Here is a 19169-nt window from a genome sequence, read left to right as displayed (position 1 = left end):
TGCCTGTTCTTGCGAAGTGGCTCTAAATTAAGGTTGATATAGGCCAACACCGATTTCATTCTCTTTGCGAGTGCGCGCAATGACCGATTGCGGTGATTCATGAACTCGCAGGTCCATTTGGTCTTCGGTACGTAGCAAGATGCCACGCAGTGAACTGGCATAAACGTCGACAATTTCCACATCAACGAATTTACCGATCATCTCCGGAGTGCCCTCAAAGTTCACGACACGGTTATTCTCAGTGCGACCCGCCAGCTCCATCACGTTTTTACGCGAGGTGCCCTCTACCAGAACCCTTTGCACGGAACCCACCATCCGGCGGCTGATTTCCATCGCTTGTTGAGTAATTCGCTGTTGCAAGATGTGTAGCCGCTGTTTTTTCTCTTCTTCGGACACATCATCGGGTAGATCTGCCGCCGGTGTACCGGGGCGCGAGGAGTAAATAAAGCTGTAACTGGTATCAAAATGAATGTCTGTAACCAGTTTCATGGTCTGCTCGAAATCTTGCTGAGTTTCACCAGGGAAACCGATAATAAAATCAGAGCTAATCTGAATATCAGGCCGTGCCTGACGCAGCTTGCGAATAATTGCTTTGTACTCCAGCGCAGTATGGGCGCGCTTCATCATCGTCAAAATACGATCAGAGCCACTTTGTACTGGCAGATGCAGGAAGCTCACCAATTCTGGCGTATCACGATAAACATCAATGATATCGTCAGTAAATTCAATTGGATGGCTGGTGGTAAAGCGCACGCGGTCAATACCATCAATAGCAGCAACTAAGCGCAATAACTCGGCAAAACTACAGATGTCGCCATCATAGGTGGCTCCACGATAAGCATTTACATTTTGGCCGAGTAGATTCACTTCTCGCACACCTTGAGCAGCTAACTGCGCGATTTCGAACAAGATATCGTCGCTTGGTCGACTGACTTCCTCACCACGGGTGTAGGGCACCACACAGAATGTGCAATATTTATTGCAGCCTTCCATGATGGAGACAAAGGCGGTAGGGCCTTCGGCACGCGGTTCCGGCAGCCGGTCAAATTTTTCAATTTCAGGAAAACTAATATCTACGACTGGGCTATTTGTCCCTTGTACATGGTTAATCATTTCTGGCAAACGATGTAGGGTTTGCGGCCCAAAAATCACATCGACACAAGGGGCGCGCTGGCGCAGATGTTCACCTTCTTGCGAGGCAACACAGCCGCCGACGCCGATAATCAGCTCTGGGTTTTTCTCTTTGAGTAACTTCCAGTGGCCTAGCAAGCTGAAGACTTTTTCTTGCGCTTTTTCGCGAATAGAGCAGGTATTGAGAAGCAGTAAATCAGCTTCCTCAGGGATTTCGGTCAACTGATAACCATGGGTGCTGGCCAGCAAATCAGCCATTTTTGATGAATCATACTCATTCATCTGGCAACCCCAAGTTTTGATGTGCAGTTTTTTAGTCATTGAATTATTCATCTTAAAAGTCACATCGCGCGGTGTGGTACTCCGTGCCGTGCTCCGTAATAGAATAGTGGGTAGCACAAAGGCTCCGTGGTGATAGGGGTATTGTAGTCATTTGCCACTGCGATGACCACCGCATAACGGCTTACTTATTCTGATGGGCGGTGAAAAATCCGGTACACTTGGGGCAAACAAGACACTTACCAGTGTAGGTGTTATTTTTCACTTTAAAAGCATGGCCAAAATGAATAAATCGCAACCAAATTATGATGTTGTGGTGGTGGGGGGCGGCATGGTGGGTGCCGCTGCTGCGCTGGGATTGGCTCAAACAGGCTGGTCCGTGGCATTACTGGAACATGAGGCTCCCACAGCGTTTGATACCAATAGTGCACCGGATTTACGGGTTTCGGCTATTGGTTGCGCCTCTGTGGCGTTACTAAAGCAGTTACAGGTCTGGCCCCGAGTTCAACAGATGCGTTATGCCCCTTACCGTCGTTTAGAAACGTGGGAGCAACCGGGTTCTCAGGTTATTTTTGATGCAACATCACTTGCGTTACCTGAACTGGGTTTTATGGTCGAGAACCGAGTTTTGCAGTTGGCGTTGTGGCAACAGATGGAGGAATGCCCAAATTTGACGCTACTGTGCCCATCACGGCTACAAAGCATGGTTAGAGTAGATGAGCACTGGAAAGTCACTTTAGATGCACAGCAAGAGATACAGGGCCGTTTAGTGATAGGCGCGGATGGTGCCAACTCTCTGGTGCGGCGTTTAGCCGGTATTGGGACCAGTGGATGGCAGTATCGCCAGTCATGCATGCTAATCACCGTTGAAACTGATACCGCCCAGCAAGATACGACCTGGCAGCAATTCTTCCCAACGGGGCCACGTGCTTTCCTGCCATTGTTTGATAACTGGGCATCCTTGGTCTGGTACGACAGTCCACAGCGTATACGCCAGCTTCAGGCCATGCCGATGCCTCAATTGAGTCAGGAAGTCGCTGCGGCTTTTCCGTCACGTCTGGGGGCGGTTAAGGCGATTGCTGCGGGGTCTTTCCCGTTGGTTCGTCGCCATGCACAGCAATATGTGCAGCCGGGGTTGGTTCTACTGGGGGATGCTGCCCACACCATCAATCCATTAGCCGGACAAGGGGTTAATCTGGGTTACCGAGATGTCGATGCGCTGCTAGATGTATTGAATCAGGCACGTGGACAAGCTGAACTTTGGCACAGTGAGCCAGTATTGCAGCGTTATCAACGCCGCCGCCGCACCGATAATTTAATTATGCAAAGTGGTATGGATGTGTTTTACACGGCATTTAGTAACAACCTGCCAGCCGTAAAATTTGTGCGTAATCTGGCACTGATGACCGCGCAACGGGCAGGTAAGCTTAAAGAACATGCGCTGAAATATGCATTGGGGCTGTAGGCTTACAACTCCCATTCTGGCCTGTAGACAGATATTGGTTCTGCTTACAGGCTGCTGAATCTGCAATTCTTCAGTGATTAATTAAGAAAACGAAATTCAGAAAAGCAAAAAGCCCGCCGAAGCGAGCTTTTCTAAATTTGGCTGGGGTACGAGGATTCGAACCTCGGAATGCTGGAATCAGAATCCAGTGCCTTACCGCTTGGCGATACCCCAAAAGATGGTGGCTACGACGGGAATCGAACCTGTGACCCCAGCATTATGAGTGCTGTGCTCTAACCAGCTGAGCTACGTAGCCATCTTAAAATCTTTATGCTAAGAAATTGTATGGCTGGGATACCAGGATTCGAACCTGGGAATGCCAGGATCAAAACCTGGTGCCTTACCGCTTGGCGATATCCCAACTGAAATACAATTCTTTTCTGATGCAGAACTACTACAGCACATCTTTGCCGCCTTACAGCTACCATCCGGTAAAAAAGATGGCTGGGATACCAGGATTCGAACCTGGGAATGCCAGGATCAAAACCTGGTGCCTTACCGCTTGGCGATATCCCATCCGCTGTGACAAACCGATGAACGAATAATGGTGCGGGAGGCGAGACTTGAACTCGCACACCTTGCGGCGCTAGAACCTAAATCTAGTGCGTCTACCAATTTCGCCACTCCCGCAAAAAGATGGTGGCTACGACGGGAATCGAACCTGTGACCCCAGCATTATGAGTGCTGTGCTCTAACCAGCTGAGCTACGTAGCCATCTTTTTTCGCATTACCTTCATCGGCGTTGCGGGGCGCATTATGCGTATATGGCCGAATTGCGTCAACTAATTTTTTCCCAAAAAAGCGCTGAAAGGGTTCGTTTGTTTGGCTTGTGAACAGTCTGGCGATTAAAGCAGCAATTATACTGATTAATTGTTGAATTTGCCCGCAAAAGGAATGTATCTCTCCACTGGTGGGGTTGCAGCATAATGATATGCGCTCCTTGAGCTTTGTCTCTTGGAGTGGTTAATACCATATAAAAAATAAGGCCGCCCGTAGGCGACCTCAGTATCAGAATAAGTTATGAAAGCTTGATTACTTATAGGCGTCCTGATGTACACCAACCGCACGGCCTGATGGGTCATCCATGTTTTTGAATGCTTCGTCCCACTCGATAGCTTTAGCTGATGAACATGCGACTGACGGGCCGCCAGGAACACATTCAGCGGCACTTGGTAGTGGGAACAGCTCTTCAAAGATTTCGCGATACAGGTAGCCTTCTTTAGAGGATGGCGTGTTGTATGGGAAACGGAAGTGCGCTGTCTCCATCTGTTGGTCTGTGACTTGTTCGGCAGCTTTCTCTTTTAATGTGTCAATCCAGCTGTAGCCCACACCATCAGAGAATTGCTCTTTCTGCCGCCATGCAACGCTGTGCGGCAGATAAGATTCAAAACATTCACGCAGAACGTGTTTTTCCATTTTGCCATTGCCGCACATTTTATCCTGCGGGTTGATACGCATTGCCACATCGAGGAAGTTTTTATCCAAGAAGGGCACGCGAGCTTCAACACCCCAAGCAGACATTGCTTTGTTAGCACGAGCACAGTCATACATATGCAGCGCTAACAGCTTACGCACGGTTTCTTCATGCAATTCTTTGGCGTTTGGCGCTTTGTGGAAGTAGAGATAGCCACCAAAGACTTCGTCAGAACCTTCACCCGACAGCACCATTTTAATCCCCATCGCCTTGATTTTACGTGACATCAGGTACATAGGTGTTGAGGCTCGGATGGTGGTGACATCATAGGTCTCAATGTGGTAAATCACATCGCGGATAGCATCCAGACCTTCTTGCACGGTGAAATGAATTTCATGGTGTACAGTGCCTAAATGGTTGGCGACTTCTTTCGCGGCACGCAAGTCTGGGGAGCCGACTAAGCCGACAGCGAAAGAGTGCAGTTGTGGCCACCAAGCCTCACTGCGTTCATCATCTTCTACCCGACGAGCCGCAAATTTTTTGGTAATAGCCGAAATAACTGAAGAGTCCAGTCCACCAGACAACAGCACGCCGTATGGGACGTCAGACATCAAATGGCTTTTGACGGCTTCTTCTAATGCGTTGGCCAACTCTATTTTGTTGGTGACATTGTCTTTTACGTTATCGAAGTCAAACCAGTCGCGATGATAATACTCACGAACTTCGCCGTCTTTACTCCATAAATAGCTGCCTGCTGGGAATTCTTTAATGGTACGGCAAACCGGAACTAAGGCTTTCATTTCTGAAGCGACAAACATGTTGCCATGCTCATCGTGGCCCATATAGAGCGGAATAATCCCCAAGTGATCACGGCCAATCAGGTAGGCGTCTTTTTCTGTATCGTATAAGACAAAAGCAAACATGCCTTGCAGGTCATCAAGGAAATCTGGGCCTTTCTCCTGATACAACGCCAGAATGACTTCGCAGTCAGATCCAGTCTGGAATTCATAACGGTCGCCATATTGTTGACGTAATGCTTGATGATTATAAATTTCACCGTTTACCGCCAGAATATGGGTATGAGCCGCATTATACAGTGGTTGGGCTCCCGTATTAACGTCAACAATCGATAGGCGTTCATGGGCGAGAATAGCTTTATCATTTGCCCACACACCAGACCAGTCCGGGCCGCGGTGGCGCATTAAACGTGACATTTCCAGCGCTTTTTTGCGCAACTCGATGGGGTCGGTTTTAAGGTCGAGGACCCCGAAAATAGAACACATAGTAATCTCCCTAACTTCTCTGCTTTGGCGGTGATGATGTGGAATTTGAGTCGTTCATCGCTGGAACTGTTATTTACAGACTTGCTTATGATTGATGCAAGTTATGCCCCATGACGATGCAGTCATCTGAATAATTGTTAGAAAGTGATGCAAAAAACACGCCAATTTATAGCATCTGTGATTTGCTGCTATAGCAGGGGCGGTTCTTAGGGCATAAAAAGAAAATGCGCCAAAACAGGGAGGAATGGCAAGAAACTTTGGTGCAATGCACCAAAAAAGGGAATGTGGCGAACGAGGAGAGTGGCGGTCATATACGCATGACCGCCAATCGAGTTTAGATAATATCGATTTCAGCAACAGAGGAGTAAACGCGACTCGGGCGGAATGGCATAGCTTCAATATCAGATAATGTCGACACACCAGACAGCACTAAGATAGTCTCAAGACCGGCCTGGAAACCCGCCAAAATATCAGTTCTCAGGTTATCCCCAACAATCACGGTACTTTCCGAGTGAGCTTGCATTTTATTCAGTGCAGCGCGGATGATCCACGGGCTAGGTTTGCCCACATAAAAGGGCTTACGACCTGAGATCTTCTCGATGGGGGCGCATAATGCACCACAAGCAGGTGCAAAGCCGTGACCATGGCTATCGGGGTTAGTTGCAATGAATCGCGCGCCATTGGCAACAAAATAGGCAGCTTTATGCATCATATCCCAATTATAAGAGCGGGTTTCACCCACGATAACAAAATCGGGATTGATATCAGTGATGGTAAAACCGGCTTTATACAACTCATGAACCAGCGCACCTTCACCAACCACATAGGCTTTTTTACCTTCCTGACGGCGTAGGAAGTCGGCAGTTGCCATCGCTGAGGTATAAAACGCACTCTCTGGGACTTCCAACCCGGCAGAACTGAAGCGGTTAGCCAAGTCCTGAGCGGTTTGTGACGGGTAGTTGGTCAAGATGACCAGCGGCATGCCCGCTTCTTGAATTCGGGCCAGAAAAGTATCGGCACCCGGAATGGCTTTATTGTCATGCAACAATACGCCGTCGATATCACATATAACGCTTTTAATTGTCATTGTTTATATTACTCTTTCGGCCGCAGCAATGAGTCACTATAACATGGCCGATCACGGGATCGACCATGCAACTTCCTTATCAGCAGGTTATACCCGTCATCTTCAAATCTATGGATTCTGATTTTCCAGCAGCCGTTGCAGCAAAACACCATTGAGCATGGCGCGTTTAGCCAGAGCAAAAGCGCCAATGGCAGATTGGTGGTCAAGCTGCGAGGTGACGACGGGCAGATTTTGGCGGAAGTTTTTCAACACTTGTGTATTGATACACCCTTGGATGGCAGGAAGCAGGATTTTGTCTGCTTCGATGATTTCACCGGCGATCACCACTTTTTGTGGGTTAAATAAGTTGATGGCAATAGAAATGGCTTTACCCAAGTAGCGGCCAACATGCTCAATCACTTCGCTCGCCAGTAAGTCACCTTTGTTAGCTGCTTTGCAGATGGCGCTAATGTGGCAATCATCCAATGTCAATTTGCTGGGATAGCCCTGAGCAAGCAGATGGCGTACGCGGTTTTCAATGGCCGCATTAGATGCAACGGTCTCCAGACAACCAAAATTGCCGCAATAGCAGCGCTCGCCCAGTGGGTCAATCTGGATATGGCCGATTTCTCCGACGTTACCATTACTGCCTAAGAATATCTGACTGTTAACGATGATACCGGCACCCGTACCGCGATGCAGACGAACCAAGATGGAGTCTTCACAGTCGCGGGTTGCACCAAAATAGTGCTCGGCCAGCGCTAGGCTGCGAATATCGTGGCCGACAAAACTGGTGACATTGAAGCGGTTTTGTAGGTTTTCGACCAGTGGCCAGTTGCTTACACTGATATGTGGCATATAGCGCACGATGCCTTTACTCGGTTCAACCAAGCCCGGAAGAATAACGGCGATGGCAATCAGCTCACGTAATTTGCGCTGATAGGCTTCGATAAACTGACTGATAACATTAAAGAGAGCGTATTCCAGCGTCTCTTGGGTGCGTTCCGGTAGTGCATAATGCTCTTCACCGAGCGATTTCCCACTCATGTCAAACAGTGTGATGGTGGCGTCATGGCGGCCCAGACGGACAGCGATGGTATGAAATTGGCGATTTTCTGTGACGATGGAAATGGCGCGGCGGCCACCGGTAGAGGCTTGCTGATCGACTTCTTTGATCAGCCCGCGCTCTAACAGTTGACGGGTAATTTTGGTGACACTGGCGGGGGCTAGCTGGCTGAGGTCGGCAATTTGAATGCGCGAAATCGGGCCTTGCTGATCAATCAGCCGATAAACCACGGCACCATTGAGTTGTTTCACAAGATCTACATTACCAATTTGTGACAGTCCGCCAGTGCTCATCAATAAAATTACTCGCTTATTTTAAAACCTCGTCACCGTTAACGATGGTTTTAGTGATTTTATAATCGCGGGTAAATGCGGTTAGGTTGGCGACTTTGCCGACTTCAATACTCCCTAACTGCTTATCCACGCCAATGGCGCGTGCCGCATAAAGTGTTGCCATACGCAATGATTCATCCAGCGCGATGCCGACATGTTCAACACTGTTTTGTACTGCTTCTATCATCGTCAGTGCTGAACCGCTTAAGGTGCCGTTCTCATCTACACATAAACCATCGCGATAGTATATTGTTTTACCAGCAAAAATAAATTGATCAATTTCTGCCCCTGCCGGCGCGGTGGCATCGGTAACAAGTACTAACTTTTCACCTTTCAGTCGTTTAGCATTACGAATATTCGCCCAATCGACATGTAGACCATCAGCAATAACACCCGTGTAGACTTCTGGTGTATCAAAAATAGCCCCAATCAAACCGGGTTCACGACCGGAAATATATGGCATGGCATTATAAAGATGCGTTGAAAAACGGATGCCGGCAGTAAACCCTTTACGAGCTTGCTGATACGTTGCATTCGAATGACCGGCAGAGACCAGAATACCTGCCTCCGTCAGCTGACGAATATATTTTGCATCAACAATTTCTGGTGCCAGCGTCAGTTTGGTAATCACATCAGCATTGGCGCACAGATAGTCAATCATTTCTGCGCTTGGTTTACGGATAAATGCCGGGTTGTGAGTCCCTTTCTTCAGTGGGCTGATATAAGGCCCTTCCAGATGTAAACCCAAGGCTTTATGTTGATTTTCTTTCTTTTGCAGATATGAACGCATGACGTTAACGCCGTGCTTCATAAACTCATCACTGCATGTAATCAGTGTCGGCAGGAAACTGGTGCAACCTGATTTTTCATTGGCGCGTTGCATGATGTCCAATGTCTCTTCTGAGATAGCGTCAAGAGAATCATTGAATTGCACGCCGCCGCAGCCATTAAGCTGAACATCAATAAAACCGGGGGCCAGAATGGCACCACCCAAATCGCGTATCTCAATACCAGCCGGAAGTTCATCGACAGGACAGATACGTTCGATCAATCCATTAGCCACGATAACGGCATGATTATCCAGTACTTCGTGGCTGGTATAAATACGGCCGTGAGTTAAAGCGTACATCTTAGCCCCCTGATAACTATTAAAGATTTTTGACGTTTTCAGCTTCTAATTCGCGGAAATATTTTACCGTTTTGACCTTCAATTCCATAGTGGAAGGTTCATCACACACCATGATGGCTTTGGCATGCAGTTGCAGGCAACTGATGGTCCACATGTGGTTAATGCTACCTTCGACAGCGGCTTGCAAGGCTTGTGCTTTGCCATGACCGGTAACCAGAATCATCACTTCTTCTGCGTCCAGCAATGTCCCCACACCGACTGTAAGTGCATATTTCGGCACGAGGTTTGCATCACCACCAAAGAAGCGAGAGTTAGCCATACGGGTTTCTTGTGTCAGCGTTTTGATGCGCGTACGAGAAGCTAAAGAAGACGCTGGTTCATTAAATGCGATATGACCATCAACGCCCACGCCACCCATGAACAGGTGAATCTTGCCGTAAGACTTAATTTTCTCTTCGTAGCGACGGCATTCTGCATCGATGTCAGGTGCATTGCCATTCAGTAGATTGATATTTTCAGCAGGAATATCAACATGATCGAAGAAATTGGTGTGCATGAACGTGTAGTAACTTTCTGGGTGTTCCTGCGGCAAGCCGACATATTCATCCATGTTGAAGGTAACAACATGCTTGAAGCTAACGTCACCCGCTTTATGCATAGCAACTAAGTGCTTATACGCTTCCATTGGTGTGCCGCCAGTCGGCAGCCCCAATACGAATGGGCGGTCAGCTGTTGGTTTAAAGGCGTTGATACGATTAACGATATGACGTGCTGCCCATTTGCCAACTTCTGTGGTGTTTTTCAGTGGGATAAGTCTCATCTTGCACCTCTTGGATTGCGAATAGTGGCTATACTCTACGCGGTTCGAATCATTCATCTAAGCGTAACCCAGATTTTGACTGATGCGCTGGTACAATGCTTTGTTCATTTTTCGAATGATAAAATAAGTTTTGTGTCATGGCTAGTGCATTGGTGCTTTTTGACTGGTTTTTGGTGACATTTATCACATATTAGGGGGTTTTAATTTGCGTTACGAAATAATTTTTTTACACTCCGCAATGAGTAATACGTGCCGTGAATAAATAAAAGTGTGCCATGCGTTTTTCTAAAAGGTAGTGAGTCAATTAAATAAACTACTTAAAGGGTCCGATATCGGACGAATAGGGGGAAAGGTGAATATTCTTAGTTACTTGCAAAAAGTAGGTCGGGCTTTGATGGTCCCAGTGGCCACACTGCCTGCTGCCGCAATACTGATGGGGGTGGGTTACTGGATAGACCCAGTAAGCTGGGGGGGTGATAATGCACTAGCGGCATTATTTATCAAATCCGGTGCTGCCATCATCGATAACATGTCCGTGCTGTTCGCCATTGGTGTGGCTTACGGTATGTCAAAAGACAAAGACGGTGCTGCTGCACTGACCGGCTTTGTGGGCTTCTTGGTGTTAACCACGTTGTGTTCTCCAGCCGCGGTCTCGATGATTCAAAAGATTCCGGTTGATCAAGTTCCAGCGGCCTTCGGCAAAATCAACAACCAGTTCGTGGGTATCTTGGTCGGTATCATCTCAGCTGAGTTGTACAACCGCTTCAGCGGTGTTGAACTGCCAAAAGCACTTTCTTTCTTCAGTGGTCGTCGTCTGGTTCCGATTCTGACGTCTTTCCTGATGATCGTCGTGGCTTTCATCCTGATGTACGTTTGGCCACTGATTTACAACGCATTAGTGACCTTCGGCGAATACATTAAAGATATGGGTTCTGTTGGCGCTGGCATCTATGCTTTCTTCAACCGTTTGCTGATTCCTGTTGGCCTGCATCACGCCTTGAACTCGGTGTTCTGGTTTGACGTTGCTGGCATCAACGATATCCCTAACTTCTTGGGTGGCCAACAGTCTATCGATAGCGGTAAAGCGATCGTCGGTATTACTGGCCGTTATCAGGCAGGTTTCTTCCCGATTATGATGTTCGGTTTACCTGGTGCCGCGCTGGCGATTTATCACTGTGCACGCCCGGAAAATAAAGCAAAAGTGGCAGGTATCATGTTGGCGGGTGCATTTGCAGCCTTCTTCACCGGTATCACTGAACCACTTGAGTTCTCCTTCATGTTCGTTGCACCGGTGCTGTATTTCATCCACGCCGTGCTGACCGGTATCTCTGTGTTCATTGCAGCCAGTATGCATTGGATTGCGGGCTTTGGTTTCAGTGCTGGTTTGGTGGATATGGTGCTGTCTTCTCGCAACCCGTTGGCTACACATTGGTACATGCTGATTCCACAAGGTCTGGTGTTCTTCGCCATTTACTACGTGGTCTTCCGTTTCACTATCCAAAAATTCAACTTGCTGACACCGGGCCGTGAATTGGCTGTTGAAGGCAGTGAAGAAGATGGTTATGACGTCAACGTTGATAAGAATCCAGAAGTTAACGAAAGTGAAATTAATGGGTTAGCGCGTCGCTACATCGGTGCTATCGGTGGTTCAGATAACCTGACGGGTATTGATGCTTGTATCACTCGTCTGCGTTTGAATGTGAAAGATTCTGCACAGGTTAATGACAGTGTTGCCAAACGCTTAGGCGCTTCTGGTGTTATTCGACTGAACAAACAAAGTGTGCAAATTATTGTCGGTACCCGTGCAGAACTGATTGCTTCGGCGATGCGCAATGTATTGGCAGGCGGCCCGGTTCCGGCAGCAAGCACGGCTGCACCTGCGGCCAAACCTCAGGCGGTGATTAACACAGCAAAAACAGCCTCTCTGGTCTTAGTTTCTCCCATTACCGGTGATGTTGTGGCTTTGGATCAAGTTCCTGATGAAGCATTCGCCAGCAAAGCGGTGGGTGAGGGTGTTGCTATCCGTCCGACGGATAAAATGGTGGTTTCTCCGGCAAACGGCACTATCGTAAAAATCTTCAATACTAATCATGCTTTCTGTCTGGAAACTGAAACCGGCGCAGAAGTTGTGGTTCATATCGGGATTGATACGGTGAAACTGAACGGTCAGGGCTTCGCTCGTCTGGTTGAAGAGGGGACGACGGTGGTTGCTGGTCAGCCTGTTCTGGAACTGGATCTGGCTTATCTGAACGCTAATGCGCGCTCCATGATTAGCCCGGTTGTTGTCAGTAATATCGATGATTATGCCGGCATCGACGTCTTGGCGGGGGGCACTGTGGTTGCTGGTCAAAGCCCTCTGTTCGAGGTGCGTGGCAAGTAATCTGTTTAAAATTCACGGGAAGTAAGGCACTGATGTCCTGAACAACCGGTCTGAGTTTTAATCGATATAACGGGAAGAGAGCGATCTCTTCCCGTTTTTTTGTTTTATTTACTGTAACAAACGGTTGTTTCCGGGCCGGGCTTGTTGGATTATATGCGGTTATATTTGTTGCGTTTGCATTGAGGAATAGAACAATGAGTGAGGCAGAAGCCCGCCCAAGTAATTTTATCCGTCAGATTATTGACGAAGACTTAGCCAGCGGCAAACACACGTCGGTTCATACCCGCTTCCCGCCAGAGCCGAATGGTTATCTGCATATCGGCCACGCGAAGTCTATTTGCCTGAACTTTGGTATTGCACAAGACTATCAAGGTCAATGTAACCTGCGTTTTGACGACACTAACCCCGTGAAAGAAGACGTGGAGTTTGTCGAGTCAATTAAACACGACGTAGAGTGGCTGGGCTTCACCTGGAGCGGTGATATACGTTACTCCTCAGACTATTTTGATCAACTGTACCAGTACGCGGTAGAGCTTATTAACAAGGGCTTGGCCTATGTGGATGAGTTAAGCGCTGAACAGATGCGCGAATACCGTGGCACATTGACGTCACCGGGTAAAAACAGTCCATACCGTGATCGCAGTGTGGAAGAGAATCTGGCGCTGTTTGAAAAAATGCGTGCGGGTGGTTTTGCTGAAGGCACTGCGTGTCTGCGTGCCAAAATCGACATGGCGTCGCCGTTTATCGTCATGCGTGACCCGGTGTTGTATCGCATTAAATTTGCCGAGCATCATCAGTCTGGTAACAAGTGGTGCATCTACCCGATGTATGACTTTACCCACTGCATTTCCGATGCGATCGAAGGGATCACCCACTCGCTTTGTACTCTGGAGTTTCAGGATAACCGTCGCTTGTATGATTGGGTGCTGGATAATATCTCTATTGAATGTCACCCACGTCAGTATGAGTTTTCACGCCTGAATCTTGAATACACCATCATGTCTAAGCGCAAGCTGAACCAATTGGTGACCGAGAAGGTTGTGGAAGGCTGGGATGACCCGCGTATGCCAACCATTTCAGGCTTACGCCGTCGTGGTTATACTGCGGCTTCCATTCGTGAATTCTGTCGTCGTATTGGTGTAACCAAACAAGATAACAACGTTGAGATGATGTCACTGGAATCTTGTATTCGTGATGATCTGAACGAAAATGCACCACGCGCTATGGCCGTTCTCGACCCAATCAAAGTGGTTATCGAAAACCGTGCGGCTGGGGAAGAGTGGCTGACCATGCCAAATCACCCAAATAATCCGGACATGGGTACCCGTCAAGTCCCATTCGATAGTGAAATTTATATCGATCGTGCTGACTTCCGCGAAGAAGCTAATAAGCAATACAAGCGTTTAGTGCTGGGCAAAGAAGTGCGCCTGCGTAATGCATATGTTCTCAAAGCTGAGCGTGTTGAGAAAGATGCAGAAGGCAATGTCACTACGCTTTATTGCAGCTATGACCCAGAAACCTTGAATAAAGATCCCGCCGATGGACGTAAAGTTAAAGGCGTTATCCATTGGGTTTCTGTTAATCACGCATTGCCTGCGGAAATTCGTTTGTATGACCGTTTGTTTAGCGTACCAAACCCAGCAGCAGCGGATGACTTCCTATCGACCATCAACCCTGAGTCATTGGTTATCCGCCATGGCTTTGTTGAACCAAGCTTGGCTGATGCCGTGCCAGAAAAAACCTATCAGTTTGAACGTGAAGGCTATTTCTGTGCTGATAGCCGTTATTCACGTCCAGAGGCTTTGGTGTTTAACCGCACTGTAGGCCTGCGTGATACTTGGGCGCTCAAAGCAGCTAATTAATTTTTAGCTTCCAGAAAAGGCGTGGCTAAGGCCGCGCCTTTTTTATGGAATTGATGAAATAGTTTCTTTTACTAAACACCGATGGTTACCCCTCTTTTTATCCTCTCGTTTCGCTTTACCCCTTGGTCAATCTCGAAAGATTGTTTTCCGTTCTCTCTTGAGAGCACCTGCCTGTAAGTCTTTCTTAAATATTCGCTTTACGAATTAACTGAATAAATATCGCTATTTTTTCCACAAAAAGACATGTTTTATTCAGTTTGCTGAAACCATTCAAGATGTCAATGAGAGACTATTTTCACTTGATGAGTTGCCCTTATGCATTGTTTTTAAAGCTTTTGTGACCTCTGTAATATTTTTTCATAGTTATGTGCTCGTTGTCATACTTTGAATAATTAGCTTCTTTTTTGATTGATAATTCGCGTCGCGAAAAATAGTCTGTACTCCAGCAGCAATCTTCAAAGAGTTTGTTTTCCGAAAGAGCAATTGCTGGTGGGGGCTTTCCTCCCCAGCAAAATTTTACCCACTTAGGGTTTTTTTGAGGCAAAGCTTGCGGGCAGTGGTGAACACAGGCAATGCACTTTAAATGTGATGTCAAAGAGGAATTTTTTTATATGGTTATGCACGGTGCTAAACGTAAAACGTTAGCGCTCGCAGTCGCGGGCGCACTGTTAGGAACTGGCTTTATGGTAGCTCCAGAGGCCAAAGCTGAAGGTTTTATTGATGATTCGTCACTGACCGGCGGTATTTACTATTGGCAGCGTCAACGTGACCGTAAAGACTTAACTCCAGGTAGTGCTGAATACGGTAAGTATGTCGCTAACCTGCATCACTCCACCTTTAACGCCAATCTGGATTTCTCCTCCGGCTATGCCGCAGATATGTTCGGTATCGACTTAGCGGCTTTTGGCGCAGTTGAGATGACCAACAGTGGCCCGGCAGCGCCAAATGAAATTGGCTTCAGTGATGCTAAAACCCGTTGGGATGAAAAATGGACTGGCGATAAGAGTGGCGTCAGTGTTTACAAAGCGGCAGCCAAATTCAAATTGGGTGATTTCTGGGCTCGAGGTGGTTATATCCAACCCACCGGACAGACTTTGTTAGCCCCACATTGGAGCTTCATGCCGGGGACATATCGTGGTGCTGAAGGTGGTGCAAAATTTGATTTCGATACCGCCGGTGCTCTGTCCATGTCTTACATGTGGACTGATGAATATAAAGCACCGTGGTATCAGAATATGTACAACTTCCGTCAGGCCGACGGTAAAACCGGTGTGAGCTACCTGCATTCATTCGGTGCCAAATACGACTTTAAAAATAAGTTGGTATTGGAAGCTGCTTTCGGTCAAGCCAAAGACTATATGGATCAGTACTTTGCTAAGGCATCTTATGCCTTCCCGGTTGCGGGTAATGAGCTGCGTACTTCCTACCAGTTCTACGGTGCAAAAGACAAAGTTGACGGCGGTTTCAAAGATGTTAATGACGTTTATGATGGGCTGGCTTGGTTACAAGCACTGACATTGGGCTACACCACCGGCCCATTTGATTGGCGTTTAGAGGGGACTTGGGCCAAGGCTGATGGCAACCAAGGTTACTTCCTGCAACGTATGACTCCTGGTTACGCGACCTCAAATGGCCGCTTGGATGTTTGGTGGGATTCGCGCTCTGACTTCAACGCCAACGGCGAAAAAGCGTTGTTCGGTGGCGTGATGTATGACCTGAAAAACTGGAATATGGCTGGCTGGTCTGTCGGAACTTCCTATGCATATGGTTGGGATGCGAAACCAAGTACCAACCCAATTTATGACCAGAATGTACGTCTGAAAGAGTCTGCATGGAACTTTGACATTCTTTATACACTGCAAGAAGGCCGGGCGAAGGGCACCTTATTCAAACTGCATTACACCCTGTATGACAACCATACCAATATTCCAAGCTATGGCGGTGGTTTCGGCAATATATTCCAGGATGAAAAAGACGTTAAGTTCATTGTTATTGCACCATTTACTATTTTCTAATTTTTTGAGTGCCATCCCCGGCGATACTGCCGGGGATGTAAAAATCAATACGCAATAGCAATTGAAACTAACAATAATTCTGCCAGCAACAATACTTCAAGTCACAATGCTGGCAGTAATTATTAATTACGGATGAGGTTAGTGATGAACAAATTCAAATTAAATGCGTTAGCGGCAATGACCGCAACCTTTGGCTTGATGGGATACGCCAGCGCGAACACCATCAATCAACAGATTGTTGACCAGCTCAGTACCTTAAAAGTTAACTATAAAATAGTGGATAACCGCGCGGCTGAGAATGGTGTTGATTGTGCCAAGTTGGGCGCTGATTGGGCATCATGTAACAAAGTAATGATTACTCTGACCAACACCGGGGATGAGATCAAAGGTCAAGAATGGGCCATTTACTTCCACAGCATCCGTCAGATTCTGGCTGTAGATAACGACCAATTCAAGATTACTCATCTGACGGGTGATCTGCATAAAATTGAGCCAACCGCTAAATTTACCCGTTTCCCAGCTAACCAGTCAGTTGAAATCCCGATGATTGGTGAATATTGGCAGTTGTTTGCTACTGACTTTATGCCGCGCTGGTATGCGACTTCTGGCGATGCCAAACCAAAAGTACTGAAAAGTACCGATACTGAGGATATCAGCGAATATCTGACACAGTTTACTGGCGATCAGTGGAAGCGGACCAAAGACGATAATAATGTGTTGATGACGCCAGAGTCTCGTTTCACTAAAAATGAGGCGGTGAAAACATTAGCGGCAGCTGATCTGCGTGGGCAGATTATCCCAACGCCAATGCAAGTGACGGTTCATCAGCAAGATGCCGACCTGAGTAAAGGGGTTAAGCTGGATCTCAGCGTACTGTCAAAACCCGCCGCTCAAGTTGCCCAACAGCGTTTCGAGTTACTCGGTCTGACAGAGAACTCAACCGGCTTTCCAATTAAAACAGCGATCCAACCTACTCACTTTGCAGGTGATTTAGCGGTTTCCGGCGCTTACGAGCTGACGATCGGTGAGAAAGGCGCGCAAGTTATTGGCTTTGATCCCGCAGGCGTCTTCTATGGCTTGCAATCGATCCTTTCATTAGTCCCGACGGATGGCAGCAAGAAGATAGCGACTCTTGATGCGAAAGATGCACCGCGTTTTGAATATCGTGGTGTTTTCCTAGATGTTGGGCGTAATTTTAAAACCAAAGATGCGGTGCTGCGCCTGTTGGATCAGATGGCAGCTTACAAGTTAAACAAATTCCACTTCCACCTGAGTGATGATGAAGGTTGGCGTATTGAGATCCCCGGTCTGCCAGAACTGACGGATGTTGGGAGTAAACGTTGCCACGATTTAACTGAGAACACCTGCTTACTGCCGCAATTAGGTTCAGGCCCGGAGAGCAATAATCTGGGTTCTGGTCACTTTACCCGTGACGATTACATCGAAATTCTGAAATACGCGAAAGCTCGTCAAATTGATGTTATTCCTGAAATTGACATGCCAGCACATGCTCGAGCTGCGGTGGTGTCGATGGAAGCGCGTTACAACAATCTGATGAAGCAGGGCAAAGAGAAAGAGGCCAACGAATTCCGTTTGGTTGACCCGACAGATGACTCTAACACGACTTCAGTGCAGTTCTATGATCGCAAAAGCTATCTGAACCCATGTCTGGATTCATCGAAGCGTTTCGTTGATAAAGTGATTGGCGAAATGGCCCAGATGCACAAAGAAGCTGGCATGGCGCTGACCACTTGGCATTTTGGTGGTGATGAGGCGAAAAATATTCGTCTGGGGGCCGGTTTCCAAGATAAAAATGGCACCATTGAGCCGGGCAAAGGCATTATTGATAAGAGCGTTGAAGATAAACCTTGGGCCAAGTCACAAGTTTGTCAGGATATGGTTAAGCAAGGCAAAGTTCAGGATGTTGAACATCTTTCCAGCCACTTTGCCATTGAAGTCAGTGAATTAGTGAAGGCTCACGGCATCGAAAAAATGCAGGCTTGGCAAGATGGATTGAAAGACGCGAAAGATTCGAAAGCCTTCGCCACTCAACGTGTTGGCGTTAACTTCTGGGATACTCTCTTCTGGGGCGGTGCTGACTCAATCAATGACTGGGCCAATAAAGGCTACGAAGTGGTTGCTTCTAATCCCGATTATGTCTACTTCGACATGCCCTATGAAGTTAACCCCAATGAACGCGGTTACTACTGGGCAACTCGCTTTACCGACGAAGCCAAAGTCTTTAGCTTTGCACCAAATAACATGCCGCAAAATGCTGAAACGTCTGTGGACCGCGATGGTAATTACTTCAGTGCGAAAAGTGATAAACCTTGGCCGGGTGTACACGGAATTTCCGGTCAATCGTGGAATGAAACCGTGCGTACTGATGAACAGATGGAGTACATGATTTTTCCTCGCGTATTACCGTTGGCGGAGCGCGCTTGGCACCGTGCATCTTGGGAACAAGATTATAAAGCAGGCCGCGAGTACAAAGGTGGTGAGACGCAACAGGTGGATACCCAAGCGTTACACACTGATTGGCAACGTTTTGCCAATATTATGGGCCAGCGTGAGTTGGCAAAACTGGATAAAGCCGGTATTGCCTACCGCTTGCCAGTACCCGGCGCACGAGTTGTCTCTGGTGTATTGGAAGCAAATATTTCCTTACCGGGCTTGATTATTGAGTATTCCACCGATGGTGGTCAGCAATGGCAGAAGTATGATGCCAAAGCACAACCTACAGTCAGTGGTGATGTATTTATCCGCTCGACCAGCCCGGATGGTAAACGCAGTAGTCGTGCGGAACCGGTTAAAATCTGATGGTTTTTTCAAAGTGCTGTGTCTGATGTTATTCCTGTTTGCTTGGTTTTTGAGGTAAACAATATTAA

11 protein-coding genes and 6 tRNA genes are annotated in these 19169 nt (G+C 47.5%); 5 read left to right on the top strand and 12 right to left on the bottom strand.

Translation table 11 applies throughout. From position 1 onward, the window contains the following. Positions 1-27: 27 nt before the first annotated feature. Entirely contained in the window at positions 28-1452 is a 1425-nt protein-coding gene (gene miaB / locus ACIOG0_RS15660; RefSeq protein WP_050099239.1) for a tRNA (N6-isopentenyl adenosine(37)-C2)-methylthiotransferase MiaB, read from the bottom strand. A gap of 241 nt (positions 1453-1693) precedes the next feature. On the opposite strand from miaB, the gene ubiF reads away from it, so the two are divergent. Then, a complete protein-coding gene (gene ubiF, locus ACIOG0_RS15655; RefSeq protein ID WP_128451507.1) occupies positions 1694-2875 on the top strand; it encodes a 3-demethoxyubiquinol 3-hydroxylase in 1182 nt (393 codons plus the stop codon). A gap of 138 nt (positions 2876-3013) precedes the next feature. Here ubiF and ACIOG0_RS15650 read toward each other — a convergent pair. From ACIOG0_RS15650 to nagB, 11 genes are all read right to left on the bottom strand, one after another. Beyond that, positions 3014-3088, bottom strand: a tRNA-Gln gene (locus ACIOG0_RS15650). 5 nt (positions 3089-3093) lie between these two features. Then, positions 3094-3170, bottom strand: a tRNA-Met gene (locus tag ACIOG0_RS15645). A 30-nt stretch (positions 3171-3200) separates the two neighbouring features. Continuing rightward, a tRNA-Gln gene (locus ACIOG0_RS15640) sits at positions 3201-3275 on the bottom strand. 80 nt (positions 3276-3355) lie between these two features. Beyond that, positions 3356-3430, bottom strand: a tRNA-Gln gene (locus tag ACIOG0_RS15635). Between the two features lie 29 nt (positions 3431-3459). Then, positions 3460-3544, bottom strand: a tRNA-Leu gene (locus tag ACIOG0_RS15630). A 7-nt stretch (positions 3545-3551) separates the two neighbouring features. Beyond that, positions 3552-3628 (bottom strand) — tRNA-Met (locus ACIOG0_RS15625). Between the two features lie 318 nt (positions 3629-3946). Further along, positions 3947-5611: an asparagine synthase B gene (gene asnB, locus ACIOG0_RS15620; RefSeq protein ID WP_050098927.1), complete on the bottom strand. Its 1665-nt coding sequence runs from the start codon at positions 5609-5611 to the stop codon at positions 3947-3949. Positions 5612-5945: 334 nt separating this feature from the next. Further along, positions 5946-6698 (bottom strand): HAD-IIA family hydrolase, encoded by a 753-nt coding sequence (locus ACIOG0_RS15615; RefSeq protein WP_050098925.1) that lies wholly within the window; start codon positions 6696-6698, stop codon positions 5946-5948. A gap of 108 nt (positions 6699-6806) precedes the next feature. After that, the gene (locus tag ACIOG0_RS15610) at positions 6807-8036 is read right to left on the bottom strand and encodes an N-acetylglucosamine repressor (RefSeq protein ID WP_050098924.1); all 1230 of its coding nucleotides are present in this window, start codon (positions 8034-8036) and stop codon (positions 6807-6809) included. Between the two features lie 16 nt (positions 8037-8052). Beyond that, complete coding sequence (nagA, locus tag ACIOG0_RS15605; protein WP_050098922.1) at positions 8053-9204, bottom strand: N-acetylglucosamine-6-phosphate deacetylase; 1152 nt, start codon at positions 9202-9204, stop codon at positions 8053-8055. 19 nt (positions 9205-9223) lie between these two features. Beyond that, a complete protein-coding gene (nagB, locus tag ACIOG0_RS15600; RefSeq protein ID WP_050098921.1) occupies positions 9224-10024 on the bottom strand; it encodes a glucosamine-6-phosphate deaminase in 801 nt (266 codons plus the stop codon). A gap of 352 nt (positions 10025-10376) precedes the next feature. Between nagB and nagE the strand changes: the two genes are divergently transcribed. The 4 genes from nagE to ACIOG0_RS15580 all read left to right on the top strand — a co-directional run bounded on the left by nagE (position 10377) and on the right by ACIOG0_RS15580 (position 19101). Continuing rightward, positions 10377-12404: an N-acetylglucosamine-specific PTS transporter subunit IIBC gene (gene nagE / locus ACIOG0_RS15595; RefSeq protein ID WP_050139829.1), complete on the top strand. Its 2028-nt coding sequence runs from the start codon at positions 10377-10379 to the stop codon at positions 12402-12404. Positions 12405-12598: 194 nt separating this feature from the next. Beyond that, positions 12599-14266 (top strand): glutamine--tRNA ligase, encoded by a 1668-nt coding sequence (gene glnS, locus ACIOG0_RS15590; protein ID WP_050098917.1) that lies wholly within the window; start codon positions 12599-12601, stop codon positions 14264-14266. A gap of 611 nt (positions 14267-14877) precedes the next feature. Then, positions 14878-16281, top strand: a complete 1404-nt coding sequence (locus ACIOG0_RS15585; protein WP_050099235.1) for a chitoporin ChiP — start codon at positions 14878-14880, stop codon at positions 16279-16281. A gap of 144 nt (positions 16282-16425) precedes the next feature. Continuing rightward, positions 16426-19101 (top strand): beta-N-acetylhexosaminidase, encoded by a 2676-nt coding sequence (locus tag ACIOG0_RS15580; RefSeq protein WP_128451509.1) that lies wholly within the window; start codon positions 16426-16428, stop codon positions 19099-19101. Positions 19102-19169 lie beyond the last annotated feature (68 nt).

The organism is Yersinia vastinensis, assembly GCF_044905075.1.
Lineage (GTDB): Bacteria > Pseudomonadota > Gammaproteobacteria > Enterobacterales > Enterobacteriaceae > Yersinia > Yersinia vastinensis.
Note: the sequence above shows the minus strand (reverse complement) of the source record. Positions and strands in the feature narration are given on the sequence as shown.